The following is a 22866-nucleotide window of genomic DNA, read 5'->3' on the forward strand; positions in this document are numbered from 1 at the left end:
TTTCGAAGCCCTTCAGCCGTCAAGGCGTCTTGGCGAAGGGGTCTTGCTGCTTTGCATCTTCGGCGCTGTTGCGGAGCATTTTTTCAGTCTCGTCCTGGCAGGCGCGCATTTGTGAGAAGGCCGTCTTCGCTCCGTCGAGCCGAAGGTCCGCAACCTCCTTTCCGTCATAGGTCACAAGCAATTGGCTGCTCGTTTCAAACTGGGCCATGAGCTTCGCCATTTTTGTGACGATGCTCAATCCGTGCGATGAGCTTGAGCCAGTTGCTTCTAGCTCCAAGGCTTTCTTGGAATCAAAGGAAAGATGGAGCGCATAGGCCTTGTCGTCTTTCAGGGACTTCCACTTGTCGTTTCTGAGAAGGACGTAAAATCCGGCGTTGCCAGGAAGCATAGCGAAACCGACGTGCAGGATCGTGCGGTCTTCATAAAGGCGCGACACGTAGCAGCCGAAGCCGAGATCTGGCTCAACATTGACCGACCACTTGCCAAAGGTTCCCCACTCGACCGGATCGGCGTAGGCGCTGAACGGCATGCAGGAAAGGCAAGCGGCGAGGAGGGTGTGTTTCAAGAGCCTGTCCATGTCGTTTGCCTGATCATGCTGGATGGTTATTGTGCCGGATGCGGTTGTGACGGCTCTGTTCGACCATCGCTCTTATCGACTGCACATCGACGCTACTGCTATCTCAATCACGGTTTGAAGGGGTCGTCCGAGGCTTGCGTGGAAGATTTCCTGGCGAAGGGATCGGACGTGTCGGGCTCCATTCTGGAGATTTTGAAGAATTCGTCGGTCGTCTTCTGACAGGCATCCATTTCTTCTATAGCCTCTTCGACGCCACTTAGGGAAAGGTGGGCTATCTCCTTCTTCTCATAGAACATCTTGACGATTTTGCTGGACTTGAACCCGTCGAGAAAGTCCTGCAAACTCGATTTCATCATAAGTCTACGGTTGGATCCTTGAACGTAGGCTGTAGTCTCTACATCCCAGTTTATGCCCTCATCGAATTCGAAGTTGACGGAATAGACTTTCTTGTGGACCAGCGATTTCCATTTTTCATTCCCAACAGAGAGAAAAAAGCCTGGCTTTCCCTTTTTGAAATAGCGCCAAAACATCAGTTCATGACCGGTTTCAAACACAGACATGACGACACAAGTATTGTCGAGGTTCGGTTGCATCTGAACCCTCCAAGTGCCGAATTTGCCCCAAAGGACCGGGTCTTTTATCTCCGGTGCGTTCTGCGCGGCGGCGGCGAAAGGCATGCAGGCCAGGAGGAGGGCGGCGATTGCCTGTTTCATGTGAAGGCCTGCTTTATGTTGGCTATCGGCAAGGTGGTGAGACTTGCGCATTTGTGCATGAGTCGAAATGCGTGTCGAGTGGTTTTGCCTTGGAAACGGGGTGCGCCCGATGGGTTGCAGAGAGGATACTTTCGTCCGTTAGATCAATGTCCATCGGGCTAATTGGCCGGTCAGATTGTGTTGAGGCCAGCGTCGAGGGGCTGACCTCCCGACCCCGGGGTCGTCCGCAGGTGCATCAGACCTCGACATAAGGGCAAAGACAGCAAGTGTTACAATTTTTGGGGATCGTCTGATGGTTCTACGGAGGGGTCCTTGGCGAAGGGATCGGCTTCCTGTGACTTTGGTTTTCGGGCTTTCAAAATCTCGTCAGTCTTTTTCTGGCAGGCGTTCATCTCGGCTATCGCCTTGGCGACGCCTCTCAAAGAGAGGTTAGCGATCTGTCTGCCGTCGTAGAAGAGCGTGGCGGTGTCGCTAGTCTGGAAGTGTTCGAGGAACATCTCATTATCTGTGGCGATCAAGAGACTGCGGTTGAAATCATCCTCCACTGTTGCCGATGCGTTCGTCTTCCAGATTCCATAATCGCCAAGCTGAACTTCCAAGGCATATCTCTCATCATCCTTCAGAGATTTCCATCTTGGGTTATTGACGGACAAGTATAGTCCAGAGCCGTCCTTTTGACGAAAGCGTCCAAATCGCATTACGACGCCCTCACCGTAAATGCGGGCCACGTAACAAGCATTTCCGCGAGTAGGGTCCATAAAGACGTGCCAGCCACCGAAGGTGCCCCAGACGGTGGAGTCTTTCGGGGGCGCGTCCTCTGCGACAGCAACAAATGGCGCGAGGACGACAAGAAAAGCGGCAATTGTCTGTTTCATGCGGGACTTGTTGATCAGAACCAGGTTGAAGGTCATTCATTTGCACACGGGTTGAAATGTCTGTCCAGGCGTTTCGCCGTGTCGGTGAGATCGTGCTCGGTGCACCGCCGCTATTGACGCTAAGCTGGTTCATGGTTTGGGCGCGAATGGGTCATCCGTTGCGCTTGTTGCCGGCGGCTTGGCAAAAGGATCCTCCGTGGTGCTCTCCGCTGGCGTCTTGGCGAATGGATCATCCGGTGTCGCAGTCTCTGGCGTCTTGGCGAATGGATCACCAAACTCTTCCGGCGAGCTTTTAAGGTCTTCCGTAACCATTGCCAAGCAGTCAAGCATTGCAGAAATCGCCTCGGCAGCGCGATCGAACTTCAATGCAATGGCCGCTCCGCTTACGGGTTTGACGTGAAGCACCTTATTCTTTGCGAACTCTTCGAAAAGTTGAGTATCCTGCGGCACCACAATAAATAGCATCTGGCTATCGTCCATGAAATCGGCTTTCGCCTTTATAGGCGCCGATGAACCGAACTGAAGACGCACATCGAGGTTCTTGCTGGGTTTAAGTACAGTCCATTTGTTGTGTGTCACCGAGAAGTAAACGCCTCGCGCTTCTGCCAGGGGTAAGACGCCGAGGGTGATGGAGGCGTCTGTGCCAAACGACCTGTACATCGAGCAACCGTGCGTCGCTCGACGATCATTGAAAACGGACCATTCGCCGACCTGTCCCCACAATTCGGTCTCTGCACGTGTGGTGGTTGGCAAGCATGCGAGGAATGCGAGTGCAATGGCCGTTTGTGCGGTCCCGAGCAAAACCGCTTTCCCAGACAATATCGATTGAAAAATCACTGGTTTCTCATTGGTGGCGGCATTTGTCTGCCTAGTCTGCGTTGCTTCTATCATCGAGTTCGAAAGCTGCCGCTTGTCCTCAGCGGTGGCGCAGTCCATCGCCGTTACAGCTCGCGCGGATGGTCCACTGCTCCGACAGGAGATTTTTTGGCGAAAGGTTCAGCCTCTTCAGGCTTCGGGTTTAGTTTCTTCAAAACCTCGTCGGTCTTCTTCTGGCAGGCGTTCATCTCGCTCACGGCCTTGGTGACGCCCTTGAGCGACAGGTTGATGATTTCCTTGTCATCATAGTAAACTTTGGCTGTGTCGCTTGTCTCGAACTCTTCGAGGAACTTTTCATCTGCACCGGAGACCAAGAGCGAGCGTGTTACATCGTCGTCCTCCACGACTCCCATAGCGCTTGCGGACCAAGGATCATTATCCCCAAACTGAAGGTCGATGAGATACTCTTGCCCATGCTTGAGCGACTTCCACTTTGGATTGTTGACCGAAAAATACAGGCCGGAGTTGCCCTGCTTGCTGTAGCGCCCAAACCGAAGCACGACGTCCGCGTCGTACACACGACCCAAATAACAAGCATTGCCGGCGGTCGTATCGACACGAACGCCCCATTCACCGAATGTGCCCCACAGGATGGTATCCTTCGAGAAGGCGTCCTCTGCTGAAGCTGCAAAAGGCATGCAGGCCAGAAGAAGGGCGGCGATTGCCAGTTTCATGAGCGGGCCTGCTGTTCGAATGCGATATTGGTTTGAGACCTGGATATTTGCGCAGGAGTTGAAAAGGCTGTCGAGTCGTTTCTTCGAGCCAAACGTGCGTCGCGATCTTTCAGATTCGCTCATACGCTTTAGATCTTTGTCTTGTCGCATGTCGTTATCGCAAAACCGGTGACCACTTTTGCGCGACATGCTTAGGCGTGTGTTCTCACAGGTGAGGACGCGCAGACCTGCCGCGGGTGAGGGCTAGGCCATTGGCTGCAGCCTGCTCTGACAAAATAACGAGATTAGATGTTACCAGGCGTTCTTCGGGGCGCCTTTTTTATGGAGTGAGCCATGGCTGAGGTTCCGGTCAGACAATATTTTCGCCAGGCTGCCGTGCCTGTTTATCAGGGCAGCGTTGCCCCGCGGCCAATCCTCCAACAGCCACTGACGGTGAAGGCCTCGGAGAATGATTTTGGTGCGCAGGTGGGTAGGGGCATGCAGTCTCTTGGCGAAGGACTTGGCAAAATGGCCGAGGCTGCCAGCAAGCTGCGCGACCTTCAGGCCGACACGACCGCCAAGGACAGCAAGACTGCCTTCGAGCGGGCAAAGCTTGCGCTGGAGCATGGCGAAAACGGTTATCTCAACACGAGTGGCCAAAGCGCTGTCGAAGGCTATCCCGGCTATGAAGAGGCGCTTGCCAAGCTTCAAAAGACCTTTGAGCCGAAAGATCCGCTGGCGGCGGGAAGATATGAGGCGATGGTCGCTCCTGTGGTGACGACCGGCCTGGAAGCTGCCATCAAGCACAGGGCGCAGGGACAGAAGGAGTGGGTGGGCAAGGCCGCTGAAGGCAGGCTTTCTCTTGCCAAGGACCAGGCGATCGCCGGGTACAACAAGCCTGAGCAGATCAATTCCGCCGTGGCGTCCGGCGTCAACGAAATTTACAGTCTCGGTAAGCTGAACGGCTGGACGCCGGAGGTAATCGTGGCCAAGTCCATGGACTTCGTGACGGGACTTCACACCGGGGTCGCCATGACGATGGCTGGAAAGCCTGGTGGCGCGACCGCGGCAATGGAGTATCTGAAGGCCAACAGTGCCCAGGTGGACCCGAAGGCGCGGGCGGACCTGGAGAACAAGATCAGGCCCTTGGCAATCGACGAGAAGGGCAAACAGATTGCCCTAGAGATCGTTTCGGAGAAACGGACAACCGCCGGTGCGACTGATGATGTTGTGACGGGCGCTGTGGATAAGGCTTCGCCCGGAAAGGCTGCGACTGGTTCCGGGAAGAATGGTGGCACGCGAGACGACCCCGGTCAGAATCTAACCGCTGATGCCGGAACGGATAGGGATAGCAGCAACCCTCCAGAGGGTGGGGACGCGAGGGCTCAGTCCGGCCAGACATCCGCAAATGGCGTGAACCGTGCGGCGGAGGAAGAACCGCAACGCGGAGGACCAACGCGGGCGAAAGCGTTTCTCGTTTCAATCTCGGCAAAGCCCGATCGACCCGGGGACGCGCTTCCGCTTGACAACGAATTTGCCAAAAATGCCCAGGCTTTTATCGAAGATGCGCCAGAGGACATTCGCAAGAGACTGGGGGTGAGTTTTGTAGACCCGACATCACGCGCCTCTGTTGCCTTAGCGTCTTCCGCTTCCAGTGGGCGCAGCATTCAGTTGACCTATGAGGGGAGGCCGCTGGATCAGGCTCCGGCTCCTGTTCTCGACTGGCTTCACGACAATGCCGAACAATATGGTCTGCGGTTTCCCTATGAGACCGATCCATCCTCCACCGCGCCGGAGGCGTTCGGACGTGGTGGCAGCACTCTTGTTGCGGCGCGCGACGGGGTTGCAGCGCGGAGCAACATGCTGTCCGAGGCAGAGGCAGTGAAACGCATCAATCAAATTGCAGATGAAGAGGTCAGAGCATCCACGAAAAGGCATTTTTCTAATGAAGTAAATGTGATTTCGAACGCAGAGATCGAGAAATCCAGATCGGCAAAGATGGAGGTTCTTCAGGCTGTTATGAATGGGAGGCCGGTTTCAGACGTAGCGCTGGACGTCCAGATTGCAGCCGGTCCTGACACGGTCAATGCCGCCAAGGAACTGGAGGCGAAGAGCCTTGAGGCTAAGTCCAAGCTCGATCTCTACTATGAACTTTCAATGAAGAGCGCCGTCGAGCCGCATCAATTCCTAAAGGTGGATCTGACGGTGCCGGAGATCGTCAACAATCTTTCCCGTGAGCACTGGAAGAATTTGCACGACAAGCAGATGTCGGTGCTTAACCGGGAGATAACCGATGAACGCGATGGCACCTTTTATAAGCAGGCGTTTTCAGAAGCGAGTCTAACGCTAAAAGCTGCGGGAATAAGAGACGCGAGCAAGATCGTCCGCTTTAATGCGAGGTTCCAGCATGAAATCGATCAATGGGTGAAGCGAAAGGGTGAATACCCGACCTTTGCCGAGAGACAAACGATGATCAACATGCTCACCATGGAAGTGACCTACGTCGAGAAGAGATCTTGGCTCTCCCCCATGAAATTGATCGACGATGATGAGGACCAAGTGGGTAAGGGCTTCATGTTCGATAATGATTTACGGCCAGAAGGATCTGAGGTCAGGGTGGTTGCTAAATACGAAAGAATAGGCATCGAGGATCGAAAGCGGATCTACAAGGCTCTTATGAGAAAGTACGGGAGAGCGCCAACTCCAGGCGAGATCGACAAACAGTATCGGGATGAAGCAATGGAACAAGTTGGCACCGATTGAACTTGTCCGCCCTCTGTGTCTTGCGGCCCTTGGAGTCGGGTACCTGATTTCGCGTCGTTGCGAGAGCACTCGTCACACTCAGCGCAGGATTGGTGATAATCTTTGGCTAAGCCGTGCATCATCTTCATGCTCGAGAGCCGAGGCGAGATAACCGAGCACTCGCGCTAAGTCGGCTCAACAAGCGCAAACTAGTTGATCTTTCCTGCGACAACGAATGCTTGGAAAAGCGCGCAGGTGATGACCGCAGCAAGCGCACCTTTCCACGGATCATTTGAACGGCGCCGGATGAAATAGACGATCGCACCAACGATTGCGCCAACTGCGAATGTGGCGAGCACGGCTCCAAACCATCCTCCTAGAAACCGCCCTGGGCTCTGGGAAAATCTAGATGGATCCCAATCAAGCGGCGCCGTCATCAGCTTGGTTACGACCGCCGCGCAGAGTGCTGCAAAAAACATCTTTTTCAAGCGAGATACCCATGTCCCCAGAAGAATATCGACAACGAGGGCGTGAAGAGCCCGACCCCTCTGTGCGCTATATAGCCTTTCGGCTCGCACAGCTTCAAGGCGGTCTTGATTACATGCACGCCCCAGGACGTAAAATACCTGACATATTGGCGCCACCCCGATCCGTTGTCGAGTTACAGCGAAATCTTGAGATTCAGGAGCTGTCCCAGCAGCAAAACGAGTCAATTCTACAGCAGAATCCGCTACTGTGTACATGGGTTGAAACCCCTGAAAATGCGTATCTCGCAAAAGACGATCTGAGGGCACTTTCATGGTGGGAGCAATTTTCACGCGGCAACGTGTCGGGAAACGTGCTCGAATTTTTTAAGGCGGTGCCGGGTGCTGTGGTTTCAGAATCAGGTATTGCCGCAGAGGGTGTCGGACAGCTGATGGCCCAATCTGATCCCTCTCCAATTGTGGATCGCATAGCTAGAGCCGGATCTGCATCCCCCGAAGAACGGGCGCAGTTGCGATACGACATTTCGCATCAGGGGCGAATCAACCCGGCTTTTGGCCATAATATTCTTTCAGAGGTAGAATCCGGCAGCATGTCAGAGGCGGATGTGCGAAAGATCTTTGAGCCTACTCTGGCCAAGGGTTTGCAGGATGCTGGCAAGAGCATGCAGGACTACGGCGATAAGATGCTTCCTGCCACGCCAGGCTTCGAGAATAGCTTCGGGCGAACACTTGGAAAACAGGTGGGTTCCACCTTGCCTGCCGCTGCCATTACCGTCGTCAACCCTACTGCGGGAATAATGTTTCAGGCGGCGGTGAATGCTGGGAAAAGCACTGTAAACGCGCGGATGGCTAAAGCGAATGAACATACCCAAACGAATGCCGCATTTGCAGGCCTCGGAGCAACTGCGTTCGATATTTTTCCGGGCGGCAAAGTCGTTAGAATGTTTTCCGGTGGCCCCACTCTCCGTGGACAACTTCGCGATGTTGCCGTGGAGGCAGGAATTGGTGGGTCTAAGGAGGCCGGCAAAGAGTTCGCTCAGAACTACATTGCACAAAAACTGTACGCCCCGAATAAGGAGTTGTCCTCGGGCGTAGGGCAGGCCTTCCTCATGGGCTTCTCGGAGGGCTTAGTCACGCTGGGAACAAAAAAAGCCTACGGTGGAACTCTGGGAAAGACCGGCGAAAGCGGAAAGCAATCTCAGCAAGCCGAGTTAACTCAGCGCTCTATAGCTGAAATCTCTGAGCAGGCCACGTCTTCCAATGTCCGTTCCAATGACCCCGACGCGTTCAGAGATTACGTCAACAAGGCTACTAAAGGTACGCCGATAGAGACGATCTATATTCGTGGCGACAAGTTCAACGAGATTGTCCGCAGGTTTGGCGATGACCCGAATAAGGTGATCGAGAGTCTTCCCGGTATGGACAAGGCTGAGTTTAGCTTGGCATTGTCAAGCAATGGGGACATCAAACTTCCAGTCGGAACGTACGCTGCAAGCCTGGCTGGGAGTAAGTACGATGTCTCGTTGCGCTCACATATGCGTTTCGACCTCAACGGTAAGACACCTGCCGAAGGTCAAGAGTTTATGGCGAACGAGAGCAAGTTGACTGCCCAGGCAAAAAGTGACGCAGAGACTGCGGGGGCAGTTCAGGAGAAAAACCAAACCATTGCGAACCAAGAGCGTCAGCAGGACGCTCAGCGTCTGCAGGCTTCTGGTGTCTCTCCGGAGCAGGCGCAGTATGGTGCTGTGGCGCTGGATGCAACGCGCGGGGTTAGATCTGCCAAAAATGGTCAGACAAGGGAAGACTATTCCAAGGATAATCCCCCTAACAATGCTTCCTTAGTCGGTGAAGGACAAATTTCTGCTTTGAACGGGGTTCCGGGAAAAGCCGCCGGTGCTCCTTCCAACCGGCAAGATGGTCTTAACGCGCAGACGGCTGCGGCTCCTGCCCATAGTGAGAATGACCACAGCAATCGGCAAAGCACGCAAGCACCGTCTGCGCCAATCCCCCCATCCACGGCTGCAGCTAGTATGCCTATGGAGCGTTTCAAAAGGGTGCTGCAGTCATCCACCGCACCTGCCGGCCGGCTGGAATCGCCTAGTCCTTCACCTGAGATTTTCAACAGGCAAGGTCCCGCAGTTCCGACAGAGACGCCTTGGTCAGACCGTCGAAAAACGCTGAACCGTAACGGACGATAAATCCAAGGAGGGATTCGATGGATACTGTTGAACCCGATAAAAACCCATCCCTCATTCGGCTTTTTGAAAGTGCTGAGCTTGCCGCCTTTCTTCGCGGGACGAGCCGGTATTTTCTGGAAACGCTTCCTGAAATTGGCCGGACGGACGCCGATGTGCAGGAGATGGGTGAGACCCTGCGCGACTGGGGGCGGGAGGTTTCTGGTGCTGACGAAAGTGCGATCCACGCGCAGTTTGCCCAGGCCTTCGAGATGTATCTGCTGGAGGGTGAGGCGCCTTCGGTGGCTCTTCGCACTGTTTTCGAGCATTTCGCCGAGTGGCTTCTGCATGTCTATGGAGCATTGCGCGATCTTGATTTGACGCTTTCTCCTGACATTCGCGACGTGCTTTTGCGGATGCTGGCAACACATGCGGCAATCGAAGAGGCGCGCGACGACATGTCTGCGGGCATGCTGTTTACGGGCGGGAAGACGGCGGGGCTTTCCGCGGATGAGCACCGGCGCTTGCGTCGGCTTCATGAAGCGGCGGATGATGAGGCGCATCAAAAACTGCGGCGTCAGGTGATGAAGCCGATCTTTCTCGCGCGCCAGGGTTGGTATCGCAAGGAGCGCGAGACGGTGAAGGCGATATCGACGCGGAGCTTGCAGGCCGTGCCGATCTATCAGGCCATTCAGACATTGCGCTTCGGCACCGATTTCGATGACAAGCCGGTGGGGCGGATCAAGCTCGACCGGGATATTCTGGAGCGGGACTTTGGTTTGAAGCCTCTTTCTTCCAAGCCGGATGGAGGTGAGGACGAGCTGGACCATGCCCATGCCTTTGCCGGACGTGAGGGCATTCACCCCGACATTGCCGCCGGCATGTATGGGTTTGATAGTGGCCGGACGTTTCTGCAGGCGCTGGTGCGGGCGCGTCCTATCGAACTTGCCATCGAGCTTCTGACCGAGCGGACGATGGTTGAGCGTCATGGCGATCTTTTGCTGGATGGCCAGTTGGAAGAAGAGGCGCTGAAGGCGCTGCATGGGGACAAGCGGCGCGCGTTTCTGCTGGCGGAGCTGAATGCGCTGAGCCAGCTTTCGGGCGGCGAAGTGACGACGCGTTACGAGTTGGAGGGCAATGTCCACCGGCTGTTCAGCGCGCTGAAAGTGTCCAGCGCGACGGATTCCGACCGCCACCTTGCGGCCGAGCGCAAGGGCGCCGCCGAGGCGGCGGAGGCCTTTGCCAAGGATGATCTGAGCCAAGCGGCGGAGGCGAAACGGCGACAGCTGATGGCGTGCCATTTCTATATGGCGGCCTCTGCCAAGGCAGACGAGCTTGAGGCGCTGATCGACCGCATGGCGACCTTGGATGCGATGGATGACGAGCGGGCGGGCGGCGCTGAGGCGGATCATAGCCAAGCCGTGCGTGCGCTTGCCGCAAAATTTGGCCTGGCGAGCAAACCTGTCCGGTTCGACTTGGATGGCTGGCTTGAGCAAATGAAGGAGGACGATCTTGTCCTATGACGTGCTTTCACAGGCGACGGAGGTTTACGCCAACGCCGATGAAAAGGTGTTTGGCGATCTGACCGTTTCGGAATTCGCTGCCGTTCACGATGCGATCGACAATGTCACGGAGGTTGGCCGGAGCGCAAGGAGCATCGAGATCGATGGCGAGCGGCATGATCTGGACACTGTTCTTGGCTCGGTTTTGGCGGCTATGGCGGAGCGCAGCGAGGGCCAGAACGCGGATCTGCGAGGCAGGCTGAAGGCGCTTGGAGTGGGGGCCGTGACGCCACTTTCCGTTGAGGCGGCCCAGCGGCCGGTTGAGCTCTGGGCACAGGATATGGATGGGGGCGAGGCGGGGCTCTGTTCGCGTTTCATCGTCGAGCCGGTGCGGCAGGCGTTTGAGCGCTACAAGCAAGACAGGGCTGCTCATCTCCGCGCGCTTCACGCCATTATCGAGCAGCGCCAGGCCGAACTTCTGGGGCCGGCGATCGGCGCCCCGGAGCTTGGATATACATTTGAGAACAAGGGGCAGCTGTTTCATGCGCTTTTGCACACCGGCAATGACAGCAATAAACGCAAGCTTCTAGCCGGGCGTGGCTGGCAGGCCGGATGGGAGCGCTTTCTTGCAAGGATGTGGCGCGAAGGCATTTTGGCCAAAGCGGACTATGATGCGGCGCAGGCCATCTGGGATGTGATGGAGAGGCTGAAGCGCCCAGGGCAGGAGGCGCACCGCAAGATCTGCGGCTTCTCTTTCAGGGAGGTGGTGCCTGCCGCCCTCAAGACGCCGTTCGGCACCTATGCCGGCGGTTTCGTGCCGGCGGTGTTCGAACAAGGAGCTGGTGTGGATAATGGCGGGCGGAACCCGGCGGAGATGTTTCCGACCATTGCTCCTGCCTTTACCCGACAGGGTGAGGCGAAAGACGCGCGGCCGCTGGACCTGGAGTGTTCGATGCTTGCGGCGCATATGGATCAACTCTTGAGATTCATCCATCTCGAACCCGTGGTGCAGCAGATTGGGCGGATCGTGAACAGGCCGGAAATTCTGGTGGTACTGGAAGAGATCTCGCCCGATATGATCGACACGATGATAGCGCCTTGGCTGCGCATGGTTCGCCAGCCGGTGGCTGAGGTGCAGCCAACAACGGCAGAGGGGCGGGCGTTGTCTCATGGGGTGCGGGCAATCCGTGGGCTTGCGGGGGTTCGCAGCATGATGCTCGATATCGTCAGCGCGACCGCCGCGGCATGCTCCCACTCTTCCATGCTGGGCGACGTGTCGTCCGGCCGTCTGGAGGCGGCGCTGCTTCGCTTCGGTAGAAAGGGTGAGGGCGCAGCCATGCGAGACGAGGCGGCGCGGTTGTCTTCCGTGATGCAAGCGCGGATGACGCGTGGCAGCCGGGAGATGGAGAGACGTGTTCAGGATGCGATCCTCAAGCCGAGTGATCGCGGCTTAATCAGCGAGAAGGCCGGCATCTACGGCGACATTTTGCTGCGGGGGACGCGGAGTGCCCTTGAGCTTGTTCTCTGGCATGCCGCCTATGACGAGACAATCGAGCAAGGCTTGGCGCAGGAAAAGGCTGTGGCGGCGGCGGACGGTCTCGTTATCCACGGTATGGAAAGCCCTTTCGCGACAGAGACCGGGACTGCTTTCGCCCGCCTGTTCACGCTGTTCTACAGCTATTTCAATGGCCAAGCCAAAATCTCGGGTGGAGATCTTCAGCCCATCATGCAGAGCTTCGGATACATGGGCGCACCGCGCCTGTTTGCCATCTATCTGGCAGGGATTGCTCTTCCGGCGGTTCTGGCAAGGGTGATTATCGAGGCTGGGAAAGGCGGGTTGGCGGGGGATGGAAGCGCGCCCGGGGAACTGGCCGGGTTTTTTCTGGGCGACCAGGCTGAGGGAGGCGCGGGGATGGCGCCGGTTTCGGACCAAGCCTTCGACGCTTTCCTGAAAAACTGGAATGACGCCTCCCGAAGCAACCGCAGCTTGAAAAGCGTTGACGCCACGGAGGGTGACGGATTGGCGGCGCTTGCTATGGTGCTCGGTATCTCCCGCGATCGCCTGGCCAAGGTAGCAGGGTTCGGTGATACGGAAGACTTTGATCCGATCCTTGCGCTTGACGAGGCCTCGCCTGTGTCGGGTGGTGGGGCACCACGAAGTGAGCCAGTTCAACTTCAGGCGCCGCTCTAAGAGCAATGTCGATAGAGTTGTGCGTGCTCGCGGGAACCACGCCCAAACTTGAATTTGCGTATCGTGCTTTATGCGAAAATCGATACCGATTTTCGAGCCGATGCTGTTGCGGATAATCCGCCGCAAGTGGTTGCCTCGGTATGACTAGAGCCATCAATCCCAACGTCCGAAATGATGGCGGAGATCCGGTATTCCCTACGCCGCGGCGATATTGGGCGGATCATTTCGATTTTATGCCCACACAGCCCACACTGACAAGCGCCTTCAGGGCGCTTTTTCTATGGAGTGAACAATGACGGTTTCAAGCGAAGTCAGCGTCGCCGGGCCATTCTATGGCAACGGCACGACGACGACTTTTCCCTATAGTTTCAAGATACTCGATGCCAAGCACATCCGCGCCGTGCTGATTTCGGCGTCCGGCGACGTGTCCGATCTCTCTCTCGACAATGGCGATTATAGTGTCACCGGCGTCGGCAGCGAGACCGGCGGCGACGTCATCAAGACGACACCGCTTCTTGCCGGTCAGACGCTGACGCTCGTTCGGCGGTTGCCGCTGACGCAGGAGACGTCGCTGGAAAACCAGGGAGCCTATTATCCAGAGGTGGTGGAGCGCCGCCTAGACCAAATGGTGATGCAGATCCAATCGGTGAAAGAGACGACGGAGCGATCGCTGACCGTTGAGCCTGGGCAGGAAAAACCCTCCATGACGCAGATTGCGGCTGCGCAGGGTTATTCGCAGGCTGCGAGGACAAGCCGTGATGAGGCAGGCCAGTTTGCCGAATATTCCGCAGATAGTGCGTCGGATGCTTTGGGCTCCGCGACGCTGGCTGGCCGATGGGCCAATGCGCCGGAAGATCAGGAAGTTGTGCCTTCTCCAGGTCTTTTCTCAGCTTTTCATTGGTACCGTAAGACCTTTGCGATCTGGAATTCCGTGATTGCTGGATGGTCCGGCGCGGTGCATGAAGCGCCCTTGAAAGCCTTGCCCTCTCTCGCTGACGAATTCGGTTTTGCCGATAGCGGCGACAGCTGGAAGATTAAGAAGCAAACTTTTGCTAAGCTGCAGGAAGTCTTCGGCGTGCCGATCGGCGCCACGATAATGGTGCAGGGTAACGGCAATACGCCGCCGCCTGGCTTCCTTCTGCACAACGGCGCGCCCTGCACGTCCGCTTATCCTCAACTTCGCGCGTTCCTTCTCGCCAACGGCGCGGCCGTCAACGGCAATGGCGACCCAATCATTGAAGATATGGGCGGATATTTCCCGCGTGGCTGGCGGTCTGGGCAGGTGGTGGATAGCGGGCGTTCGTCTGGCTCTACACAGGCGCAATCTACACAGGACCTCTATGCAGCGATCGATCCGACGCAATCGCGCGTCAGATTTAAAGTGATTTCGCCCGTCCCAGCATGGGAGGGGACCAGAGCAGACGATGACAATGGGACGGCGATCACAGCCGTGTATACGACGGGTGTTCCTATCCTGCCAATGAGGACCGGTGAAACCCGACCGATCAACAAAACCTTCACCTATTGGATAAAGGCTTATGCCGCAGACCTGATACCAGGCACGGCCGATCTCGCGGCGTTGCTGAACAATATTCAGGTATTACAAAACTCTGTGAGTTCGTTCGGTTTGAAGAAGGGCGCTAAGGTTTCTATCTCGGTCGGGAATTCTCTTCTTTACACCGGTATCCCTTCGGGGGTTAGCAGGATCACCTTCAACGTTCGTGGGGTGACATTTGGGAGCCCGCAAGGAACGCCACGGATACGCGTTGGAACCCCTGCCGGGGCACTGACTAGCGGTTATTCTGGTGGTTATATGGTAATCGCTCAACAAACCGGTTATGCGGCGTTGCCGACAGATGGCACAGCCATCGATATGAATGCGTCTAACAGCGCTATGGCAGTCCTCAACGGGCAAATAACATTCACGCAAGTGCCCGGTACCAGTGAGTGGCTTTACACGGGACAGTTCTACGCAACTCCAGGAGGATACCACTTTGGCATGTGGCAATCAGGTTCAATTGTCATGCCCGGCGATTTTGATCGCATTCAGCTTACAACGATACAGGGAACATCTCCAATGACCGCCGGGACTGTCTGGGCGGAATGGGAGACAGCGACATGATGCAAACAGTGTTCAACGCTTTAAATGGCGAAAACCACGAAGAAGAGTGGACGCCGGAGCCCTCAAGCGAAAGCCTTGCGGATCTCAAAGCGAGGCTGAAAGCCAGCATTGATGACACGGCCGAGGCGGAGCGGCGGAAGTACATCACACAAGGAGCCGGTCAGGCAATGACCTACATGCGAAAGGCGGACGAGGCTTCCCGCTATATCGCGGCTACCAATCCAGATGCTTCAGGCTATCCGCTTTTATCCGCAGAGGTGGGCATCACAGCGCCGACGATGCAGGAGGTTGCCCAAGTAGTTCATGCGGCCTACTCGCAATGGCAGATTATCAGCGCTGCTATCGAAGCCGCAAGACTGGCCACGAAGGCAGCGATCGAATCCTCTGAAACTATTGAAGAAGCGCAAGCGGCTGCAAACGCCTTGTCTTGGCCGTCTCCCGGTCAGAAATTTCCTCAACATTCTTAATCGAAGAAGAAAGGTCACATCATGAGCCTTAACAAGAAATTCGACACCGTCGTTTACCAGGGCGCCGGCGGCGAAGAAGCAGGTGCGCCGGTTGTTGTTTCCGTAACGCTTGATTCCTCCGGCAACCCCGCCGCGCCGCTGCCCTCTGGCCGTGCGTCAGCTTCAAACGGCGTCCCTGTGACGCTCAGCCTAGAAGACAAGGACGCTCTCGACAAAGCAAGTACCGGCTACACCGCCGCAGGCGCTTACGTCGACAACACCGCTCGTGCAGCCGGGAGAGCGTTCCTTGCCAACATTACGACGTCCGGCACGGCGACGCTCACGGTCGGTGGCACGACTATGCAACTGAATTTCATCGCTGGGCCACCGGTTATCTTGCCGCTTGCCGTCACGAAAACGGTTCTGGGCACGGCTGTCGGCACGTTCTTCGCGCTATCATAACGGGCATTTGCGATGGCTGGAGAAGTTACCACAAACTCTCTCGCGCGAGGTCGGGGTATCGTTTCGTTACCGCCCGCGTGGGTGCCTGTTGGTTCAGCCGGATATCGAGATTTTCAGCAGAACCGCGCTTACATGTCTGGGGGCGTCCTCTCGTCGAGCTTGGAGGGACTGGTGGCGTCACGCGCCAGCGCCGGGTTTGATTTAGACATGTTGGCGGTCTTTGCGCCTAATCAGCCTCGCAGGAATGGCGCAGGGTTGCTGGTCGAGCCATCCGGCTCAAACAGGCTGCTCAGGTCTACCGATCTCACTCAGGCCTGGAACAAGAGCAACACGCTTATTGGCGAGACGCAAGACGATGGAACGCAACTCGTTACTGAAGGCGTGGGCTCTTCTGAAGTCCTTCAAACCGTCACTGGCGTCACGGCCGGAGCCGCATTCCTTTTCAGCGTGGTTCTAAAACGAGGGAACCACAACTGGTGCCGAATACGAATTGACGAAGGCGGCGGTGGCGAGTTCGGAAATTGCTGGGCCAATCTGGCAACGGGCACGGTCGGAACCCTCAGCACATCGGGAGGCGGCTGGATGGTGTTCCCGGGAATGATACCGCTAAGCGGTGGGCGGTTCGTTTTCTTCGGCGGATATCTTCCCAATGGTTCAACCACAACGCGCCGAGTGAGGATCTCATCCGCTGCTGGCGATGGCAGCCTGACCTCCGTTGATAACGCGACACGGTTTCAGGGTTTTCATCAGTTGGAGCCGCCAAGTTCGTTGCCACGATCTCATGCTGTGACTGCGGGAAGTGCTGTCACACGGGCTGCTGACGTGATTACCGATACTGTCCCTGCCGTGGCATCTCAATGCACGCTGACCTACAGCAACGGTTCAACTGCCTTACTCACAGACCTGACGCCGGGTGGAAGTCTACAACTGCCGCCCAACCCACTTCGGACCACCCTCCTCTCAATGGATTTCCGCCCATGAACATCACTCATCAAACAAGGAAAGTATTCTAATGGCAGGGGAAATCACGTCGCGTTCGTTGGCTCTCGGCCGGGGAATTGTCGCTGCTTTGGTGCAGCCCGTGCTGGTTTGGCTTCTAGCGACCGGTGCATGGAACGATGCTGGTGCTTGGGACGACACAGCATCATGGAAGGATAGCTAAATGGGTCTTTCATTGATTTCAAACGAGGACAAGGGCGCGAGCATCCGAGAGAAGCTTAATCGTCTCCTCGCGATGTTTACAGAAAACCGATACGCCACCGATACCGTCCCTGGCGCGACCGACGATAGCGCAGCCGGTTTCGAGGTCGGATCCAAGTGGTTCAACCAGTCCACAGGCATCGAGTATATTTGCCGCGACGCGACTGCCGCAGTTGCTTCTTGGGTGCGCCAGGATAATGCCGATTTCTTCGGCTATATCTCGGGCAACTATTATCAGGGTCTCAACACACTCGTCTCTGCCGGCGCTGCTGTCGTCGGCGGGCAAATCAAGTTTCATCCGATCGTCATCAAAGAGCGGGTGACGATCTCTGAACTCGCGGTTCGCGTAACCACTGCCGAAAGCGGCAAAGCCTTTCAGCTTGCGATCTATGCCGCTGACCCTGCCACCAAACTGCCTTCGGGCAATGGTCTTGGCGCTACGGCAAGCATGTCGGCGGGAACGACTGGCGCAATGAGCGCCGCAATCGTCGGCGGGAACCTGACGCTCAATCCGGGGCTCTATTGGGTCGGGATAAACGGCGACACCACAACAGCCATCTTTCAGGCCTTCGGTTCCAACTCAACCTTCATCGCTGCCCTGATTGGCGGCACAGCGTCACAGGTGGCATCCGGAACGGCCTCTTCGGTTTCGTTCCTGGGCAATACGCAAACTTTCGGTACGTGGCCCGATCTCACAGGCCAAGGCTTCAGCAGAGGCAACAATAGCGGTTACGCGGGCATTTTCTTCAAGGTGGCATAAATGGAAGACGTCGAGCTTTACTTGCAGTACGACGCCCAAGGCAACATTACGGTTTCCGTGGTGTATCCTCAGGGAAACGTAAACACGCTTTACGTTCCGCATGATGTCCCGCCGATCGAGCGTGACGATCGCATCAATGCCTTCAGGGCAGAGCAGCAGGCGCTGTAAGACGCCTCGTGACGTTTCGCCTGTAGCGGCATAATCCAACAATCAGGGACATCCCCATGCTTATCTCAAATTGGTGGCAGGTGCTGAAGCGCGCCTGGTCCATTCGATGGATCGTGCTCGCAGGACTTCTGTCCGGCCTCGAAGTCTTCCTGCCGATCATCGATGGTTCCCTCGAAATCCCGCGCGGGCTTTTCGCCGCGCTATCTGGTGCCGCGACTTGCGCGGCCTTCATCTCCCGAATTCTTGCTCAGAAAGGTGTATCGGATGCCGATCAATAGGATTGTGCCGACGCGGCGTGGGCTGGCGGCTGTTGCGGCCGTGTTGGCCAGCGTCACTGCGGGTGGTTATGCGGCTTATGACCGTTATTCGGATGTGGGGCGGATGGACCCTGCGGTTATTCTAGCGGTGGAGAAGGCCATCATTCCCTGGGAAGGGCTGGTGTTGACATCGCACTGGGACCCTTTCGCGAGGATCTGGGATATCTGCTACGGCGAGACCCAGGGTGTGGGCCCGGGCATGAGGAAGACGAAGGCGCAGTGTCGCGATATGCTGCTGCGCCGGGTGCATGACGATTATTACCAAGCGATCATGCAATGTTCGCCGAAGCTTGGGGCGGCACCCGTCAGCGTTCGTGCGTCAATGATTTCCGGGTCCTATAATTTTGGTGTCGGGGCCTGGTGCCGGTCGACCGCGAAGGCGCGGATCGAAGCGGGGCAGTGGCGGGCGGCATGTGAGGCGCAGACGGCTTTTAACCGAGCGGGTGGGCGCGTCGTGCGTGGACTCGTCAACCGTCGGGAGATGGGGGACGCGCAGCGCATCGGCGAAGCCGAGCTTTGTGTGAGCGGCCTATGAGTGTTTTCTTTCCGACTTCGCTTATGGCGCGCCTGGCAGCACTGATCCTTTTTCTCTTGCTGCTCTTGGGCGGCTTTCGGCTGTGGCTTTCCGCGCATGATGCGGCGCTGCTGAAAGGCTATGTGCTGCTCTCGGAAAAGACCGCGGCCGAGGCCAAGGCGGCCGAACTCGAGCGACAGCGCAATGCCGCGGCGCTGGCGCTGGAAGATTATCGCAAACGTGCGGCGGCGGATGCGCTGGCGCAGCAGGCGCTTGAAGCCCAACTCGAAGAGGCGATCCGCAATGACAATCAGAAGATGGATGATGGCGATTACCGCTGGAGCGATGCTGATCGTCGCTGGCTGTGCCGGCAAAGAGGCGCGGCTGATTGCGGCCGCTAATGCGACGGGACGGCTCGCGGCAGGTGTGCGCCTGCCGGATTTGCCGGACGAATGTCGCCAGAAGATGCCAAGGGTCGTTCCGAAATACGGCATCGAAAAGCCGCGCAACACGCAGTTGCGATGGGAGGTGGCTGCCGAGCTTGCCGATCAACGCACCGGGCGCTGCGCTTCCTTTTACGGTGGCGTGAGGACGCGCTTCGACGGAGCGGCACCGCGCCGCGGAGAAAAATGATGGGACCTGACGAGATGAATGGCAACGATGCCCACCGGGCCTATAGCGACGCCGCGACCGCCCAGCTCGGGGAGCGCGTCACCAATCTTGGGCGCCGCCAAAGCGATCTTGAAACCGAGATGCGTTCCGGTTTCAAGCAGGTGGAAAACACCATGTCGGCCATTGCCAATGAGATGCGTTCGTCGATCTCTGGCCTGTCCGCCAGCCTTGCGGAGCGTAGCCGCACCCAGTGGCCGGTCGTCTGGTCGGCAGTCGGCGTCTCCTTCACAATTTTGGCGGCGCTGAGCGCTTTCGTCTACGGCACGCTCAGCAAGGATCAGAGCAGGCTTGATACCGCCATTCTGAAGAACTCCGAGCTGGCGCAGACAGCGGTCGCGAAACTGGCCGATACCACGCAGCAGAGCATCATTGCGATGACGGAGCGAATGGTAACGCGGCAGGAGATGGAGTGGCGCCAGCAACGCAGTTCCGAAGATCGGCTTCGCATGGAAGCCGAAGTCAAGGATCTGCGCGATGCGCAGGTTCCGCGCCCGGAGCTAGAGCGCGCCTTTGCCGGATATGATCAACGGTTCAAGGATCAGCAGCGACAGATTGACGAGCAGAGACGGCAGACAAGCGCTGGTGCGTTGCCTGTGCGGTGATTGTCCTCCTCACGCCGCTCATGTTTTCTCCGATGACCGGATGTAATGATGCGCGCCGAATGCGATGGCGGCGATGATGACAAGGGCTGGGATGATGGCGACAGCCATATGGTGGCCAAGGCCGAGCCTGCCGATCAGTGTCTCGACGGCCTGTCCCAATCCATAGCCGACGGCTGTGATGACGGTGCCCCAGGTGGCGGCGGAGACCAGGTTGATGGCAAAGAAGCGAAGCGGCGAAATGGAAGAGAGGCCGATCGCGACCGGGCTGATGGTGCGAATGCCATAGACGAAGCGGAAACAGAAAATGAAGGCGTTGGGATGCTTTTCGAGCCATGACGTTACCCGCGTCATGGCAGGTTTTGCAGTCAAGCGTTTGACGGCTTTGACGCCGCTCGCGTAGCGGCCGAGATAAAACAGAATTTGATCTGCCAGGAACGAGCCCGCCGCAGCGGCCACGGCAGCCTGCCAGTAGGGAAACACGCCCTTGTGGGCAAGCACGCCGCCCAGAAACGCCACGGTCTCTCCCTCCACGCCCGAGCCAATCAGGACGGCGGCAATGCCGTAATCGGTGACGAATTGTTCAAAAGCCATGATGTCTTCCAGATGATCGATCGGTGGTAAGACTGTCATGATGCATAATTGGTTGCCATCAAGGAATGCTCGACGCTGAGATTCTTGACCGATGCCAGCCGATCCGACGCTTCGATGATCCAGATGGCAGTCCTTGCCGTAAGCTGGAAAAACATCACAAGCGATTCAATGCCGAAACAACGCAAGAAATCAGAACTGCCTTCCAAGATATGCCCGGTTTGCGGGCGGCCCTTCGTCTGGCGGAAGAAATGGGCGAAAGACTGGGTGACTGTGAAATTCTGCTCCCAGCGGTGCCGCGAAGCGAAATGAGGAGTCGCTCCTAGATTCGTGTGCGTGAGAGGCTGCTCGCGCTTACGAAACGAAGCGATGTCCTGCCTCTTCAAGCAGGCGCGCCGCTCGATCCCACTCTTTCTCCGGCACAAGAATATGTTCGCCGTCAAAGGTGCAGAGCACGAAGACGCCGATGCCTTGTTCGGAGATCGGCTGAATCAGCGATTGGAGAATACCCGTAGCATTAAACGGGATCGGGCCGAGGCTGCGGAAGCAGCGCCAGTTCGGTTCGGCTTCGACGTTTGTTGGTACTCGGTCCTGCAGGCAGACGAGGGTCAGTTCGTCGTCGCTTCTGACCATGGCGGAAAAGCCGGGGCCATCAAACCACGCAGGCAAGGTTGCATCGGGCGAAAGCCGCGCGACGCTGAAGACGCCCGGAACGGCCCGTAGATTTATTGCGTGCGGCACGGCGCCTTCTCCTTCACGGTTTGGTTTCAGTGTCGATCAAGGTCGTTGGTCGCACGGCACAATGGGCGACGCATTTTTCGATCTGCGAGAAATCCGTCAGGCCGCACCAGAACACTTTCCACCGCTCCTGTTTGAAGCAGCCATCGGACTGGGCGTAGTAGAAGATGTTCACCTGATTGTTGTGGCGGGAGCGCCAGAACAATTGCGGTGTCTCTTCGCGCATGACCTTCCAGACCGCACGGCCGAGGCCTTCTCCCTGTGCTTCGTCCAGTACGGCGAATTTGTCGAGATAGGGTACGCCATCCTCTTCCGTCAGGATGATCGCGGCGCGGTAGTGTTCGCTGATGTAGGCCCGCAGCAGCCGGGTGCGCTCAAAATAATCTTCGACGACGCGTCGTCCGAAACTCGATTCAATCAGCGCCCGCAGACGGGTCAGGTCGAGTTCTTCCCATGATGTGGCGCGCAGCACCCGTTCACCACGGCGGATCAACGTGCCGGAGCCCTTATGGGTGAAAAGCTCTTGCGCCAGGTTGGCCGGGTTGGTGATGGAGATCGAGGATTCCATCGGCAAGCCATCGAGCAATTGCTTCATCCGCTCGATCTTGAAGGTGAAGCCGCTGTCCGAATAGGCCTTCTCGGCGAACTGGTCGTATTCTGTGGAGAGGTTGATCGAGTCGATTCTGCGACCATTGTCATGGCGCAAGCCGCCAAAACTCGTGAGAAAGATCACCTTGAAGGGCTGCAGCGCGCGCACCAGCTCGTTGGTCGCGTCATCGCTGCCGATCGCTATTGTCTGGCCGGATGGGGTTTCGCCAACGCTGCCGATGACAGGGATCGATCCTGCATCGAGACTGGCTTCGATCGGCGCCAATCTCACTGCGCTCACTGTTACAAGGTGAGAGCTGGCATTGCTTGTCGAAACGTCTGCCGCAAACACGCCTGCCGTGATCGAGGTGGCGCGCGTGCCTTGCTCCTGCAGCAATTGAACGAGCTTCAGGTTGAGGCCATCAAACGTCTCGCCATCGGCAGTCTCTTGTGGCTTGCCTGCGGCGCTGGCTGCCCTCTCATGAGTGGCGCTCTCATCCTCTGTCCGCGAACTCCGTCCCAACAGAACAATCGGCGTCAGCCCCACTTGCTGCAGAAACGACAGCGAAGAGGCGGTCGCCTCTGCCTCCTGCGCATCGCGCAGGATCGCGCCATCGATCTTGACGAGCGCGAAGCGCTTGGCATCGAGCTGAGAGAAGCGTTTCAGATACTGGTCGATCTCCTTGGCGCTTGCCATGGTGGAGAGAAGACGCACGATTGTCTGGCGGGTGTCGCTTTGCATTCTAGGCACGGTCGTTGACAGTCTCGGACGATGAAGTGGGCCTTCACCCATAGGACCAAGATTGGTCTTTTCCAAATCATATCGACCATAAGGGTGAAAAAGAGGCCGCGCTCTCCCTCAAACAAAATCTCGCGCCTCGCCCCCGGGAGGGTAGGCGAG

Annotated in this window: 26 protein-coding genes; 15 read left to right on the forward strand and 11 right to left on the reverse strand. The window is 57.1% G+C overall.

Annotated elements, in window-relative coordinates; all coding sequences use genetic code 11:
• Nucleotides 1–19 precede the first annotated feature (19 nt).
• The 6 genes from PVA19_RS14450 to PVA19_RS14475 form a co-directional block, all read right to left on the reverse strand.
• Nucleotides 20–565 (reverse strand): hypothetical protein, encoded by a 546-nt coding sequence (locus tag PVA19_RS14450; protein WP_274103049.1) that lies wholly within the window; start codon nucleotides 563–565, stop codon nucleotides 20–22.
• A 119-nt stretch (nucleotides 566–684) separates the two neighbouring features.
• On the reverse strand, nucleotides 685–1290 hold the full coding sequence (locus tag PVA19_RS14455; RefSeq protein ID WP_274103051.1) for a hypothetical protein: 606 nt from the start codon (nucleotides 1288–1290) through the stop codon (nucleotides 685–687).
• A gap of 269 nt (nucleotides 1291–1559) precedes the next feature.
• Nucleotides 1560–2201, reverse strand: a complete 642-nt coding sequence (locus PVA19_RS14460; protein WP_274103053.1) for a hypothetical protein — start codon at nucleotides 2199–2201, stop codon at nucleotides 1560–1562.
• A gap of 93 nt (nucleotides 2202–2294) precedes the next feature.
• Nucleotides 2295–3101 (reverse strand): hypothetical protein, encoded by an 807-nt coding sequence (locus PVA19_RS14465; protein ID WP_274103054.1) that lies wholly within the window; start codon nucleotides 3099–3101, stop codon nucleotides 2295–2297.
• A 5-nt stretch (nucleotides 3102–3106) separates the two neighbouring features.
• Nucleotides 3107–3838 (reverse strand): hypothetical protein, encoded by a 732-nt coding sequence (locus PVA19_RS14470; RefSeq protein WP_274103055.1) that lies wholly within the window; start codon nucleotides 3836–3838, stop codon nucleotides 3107–3109.
• Nucleotides 3839–4006: 168 nt separating this feature from the next.
• Nucleotides 4007–4354: a hypothetical protein gene (locus PVA19_RS14475; protein WP_274103057.1), complete on the reverse strand. Its 348-nt coding sequence runs from the start codon at nucleotides 4352–4354 to the stop codon at nucleotides 4007–4009.
• A gap of 99 nt (nucleotides 4355–4453) precedes the next feature.
• On the opposite strand from PVA19_RS14475, the gene PVA19_RS14480 reads away from it, so the two are divergent.
• The gene (locus PVA19_RS14480) at nucleotides 4454–6457 is read left to right on the forward strand and encodes a hypothetical protein (RefSeq protein WP_274103058.1); all 2004 of its coding nucleotides are present in this window, start codon (nucleotides 4454–4456) and stop codon (nucleotides 6455–6457) included.
• A 188-nt stretch (nucleotides 6458–6645) separates the two neighbouring features.
• On the opposite strand, the gene PVA19_RS14485 is transcribed toward PVA19_RS14480, so the two are convergent.
• A complete protein-coding gene (locus PVA19_RS14485; RefSeq protein WP_162723035.1) occupies nucleotides 6646–6795 on the reverse strand; it encodes a hypothetical protein in 150 nt (49 codons plus the stop codon).
• Nucleotides 6796–6845: 50 nt separating this feature from the next.
• Here PVA19_RS14485 and PVA19_RS14490 point away from each other — a divergent pair, with 50 nt between their 5' ends.
• From PVA19_RS14490 to PVA19_RS14555, 14 genes are all read left to right on the forward strand, one after another.
• Nucleotides 6846–9119: a hypothetical protein gene (locus PVA19_RS14490; protein WP_274103059.1), complete on the forward strand. Its 2274-nt coding sequence runs from the start codon at nucleotides 6846–6848 to the stop codon at nucleotides 9117–9119.
• Between the two features lie 17 nt (nucleotides 9120–9136).
• Complete coding sequence (locus PVA19_RS14495; protein WP_274103061.1) at nucleotides 9137–10618, forward strand: hypothetical protein; 1482 nt, start codon at nucleotides 9137–9139, stop codon at nucleotides 10616–10618.
• On the forward strand, nucleotides 10608–12788 hold the full coding sequence (locus PVA19_RS14500; RefSeq protein ID WP_274103062.1) for a hypothetical protein: 2181 nt from the start codon (nucleotides 10608–10610) through the stop codon (nucleotides 12786–12788). The genes PVA19_RS14495 and PVA19_RS14500 overlap by 11 nt, the downstream gene beginning before the upstream one ends.
• Before the next feature lie 424 nt (nucleotides 12789–13212).
• The gene (locus PVA19_RS14505) at nucleotides 13213–14910 is read left to right on the forward strand and encodes a hypothetical protein (protein ID WP_274103063.1); all 1698 of its coding nucleotides are present in this window, start codon (nucleotides 13213–13215) and stop codon (nucleotides 14908–14910) included.
• The gene (locus tag PVA19_RS14510; protein WP_274103064.1) at nucleotides 14907–15377 is read left to right on the forward strand and encodes a hypothetical protein; all 471 of its coding nucleotides are present in this window, start codon (nucleotides 14907–14909) and stop codon (nucleotides 15375–15377) included. Before PVA19_RS14505 ends, PVA19_RS14510 begins: the two co-directional genes overlap by 4 nt.
• A 21-nt stretch (nucleotides 15378–15398) precedes the next feature.
• A complete protein-coding gene (locus tag PVA19_RS14515; RefSeq protein WP_274103065.1) occupies nucleotides 15399–15818 on the forward strand; it encodes a hypothetical protein in 420 nt (139 codons plus the stop codon).
• A 171-nt stretch (nucleotides 15819–15989) separates the two neighbouring features.
• The gene (locus tag PVA19_RS14520) at nucleotides 15990–16799 is read left to right on the forward strand and encodes a phage head spike fiber domain-containing protein (RefSeq protein WP_274103066.1); all 810 of its coding nucleotides are present in this window, start codon (nucleotides 15990–15992) and stop codon (nucleotides 16797–16799) included.
• A 181-nt stretch (nucleotides 16800–16980) separates the two neighbouring features.
• Complete coding sequence (locus PVA19_RS14525) at nucleotides 16981–17778, forward strand: hypothetical protein (protein WP_274103067.1); 798 nt, start codon at nucleotides 16981–16983, stop codon at nucleotides 17776–17778.
• Entirely contained in the window at nucleotides 17779–17946 is a 168-nt protein-coding gene (locus tag PVA19_RS14530; protein ID WP_274103068.1) for a hypothetical protein, read from the forward strand.
• Between the two features lie 56 nt (nucleotides 17947–18002).
• Nucleotides 18003–18224 carry a DUF7940 domain-containing protein gene (locus PVA19_RS14535; protein ID WP_274103070.1) on the forward strand — a complete coding sequence of 74 codons (222 nt, stop codon included), beginning with the start codon at nucleotides 18003–18005 and terminating at the stop codon, nucleotides 18222–18224.
• Nucleotides 18211–18798 carry a lysozyme gene (locus PVA19_RS14540; protein WP_274103071.1) on the forward strand — a complete coding sequence of 196 codons (588 nt, stop codon included), beginning with the start codon at nucleotides 18211–18213 and terminating at the stop codon, nucleotides 18796–18798. Before PVA19_RS14535 ends, PVA19_RS14540 begins: the two co-directional genes overlap by 14 nt.
• A complete protein-coding gene (locus tag PVA19_RS14545) occupies nucleotides 18795–19178 on the forward strand; it encodes a hypothetical protein (protein WP_274103073.1) in 384 nt (127 codons plus the stop codon). The genes PVA19_RS14540 and PVA19_RS14545 overlap by 4 nt, the downstream gene beginning before the upstream one ends.
• Complete coding sequence (locus tag PVA19_RS14550) at nucleotides 19102–19410, forward strand: hypothetical protein (RefSeq protein ID WP_274103074.1); 309 nt, start codon at nucleotides 19102–19104, stop codon at nucleotides 19408–19410. The genes PVA19_RS14545 and PVA19_RS14550 overlap by 77 nt, the downstream gene beginning before the upstream one ends.
• The gene (locus PVA19_RS14555; RefSeq protein WP_111849430.1) at nucleotides 19410–20051 is read left to right on the forward strand and encodes a hypothetical protein; all 642 of its coding nucleotides are present in this window, start codon (nucleotides 19410–19412) and stop codon (nucleotides 20049–20051) included. The genes PVA19_RS14550 and PVA19_RS14555 overlap by 1 nt, the downstream gene beginning before the upstream one ends.
• Nucleotides 20052–20069: 18 nt before the next feature.
• Here the strand turns inward: PVA19_RS14555 and PVA19_RS14560 are convergent, their stop codons facing one another.
• From PVA19_RS14560 to PVA19_RS14575, 4 genes are read right to left on the reverse strand one after another with little or no spacing between them, the layout of a single operon-like run.
• Nucleotides 20070–20642, reverse strand: coding sequence for a DedA family protein (locus PVA19_RS14560; protein WP_274103075.1), 573 nt, complete (start codon nucleotides 20640–20642; stop codon nucleotides 20070–20072).
• A gap of 35 nt (nucleotides 20643–20677) precedes the next feature.
• Nucleotides 20678–21025 carry a hypothetical protein gene (locus tag PVA19_RS22435; protein WP_440598516.1) on the reverse strand — a complete coding sequence of 116 codons (348 nt, stop codon included), beginning with the start codon at nucleotides 21023–21025 and terminating at the stop codon, nucleotides 20678–20680.
• Nucleotides 20994–21380, reverse strand: a complete 387-nt coding sequence (locus PVA19_RS14570) for an ACT domain-containing protein (RefSeq protein ID WP_274103076.1) — start codon at nucleotides 21378–21380, stop codon at nucleotides 20994–20996. Before PVA19_RS14570 ends, PVA19_RS22435 begins: the two co-directional genes overlap by 32 nt.
• Nucleotides 21381–21393: 13 nt before the next feature.
• A complete protein-coding gene (locus tag PVA19_RS14575) occupies nucleotides 21394–22707 on the reverse strand; it encodes an acetylglutamate kinase (protein ID WP_274103077.1) in 1314 nt (437 codons plus the stop codon).
• Nucleotides 22708–22866 lie beyond the last annotated feature (159 nt).

The organism is Agrobacterium sp. CNPSo 3708 (assembly GCF_028674915.1).
Taxonomy (GTDB): Bacteria; Pseudomonadota; Alphaproteobacteria; order Rhizobiales; family Rhizobiaceae; genus Agrobacterium; species Agrobacterium cavarae.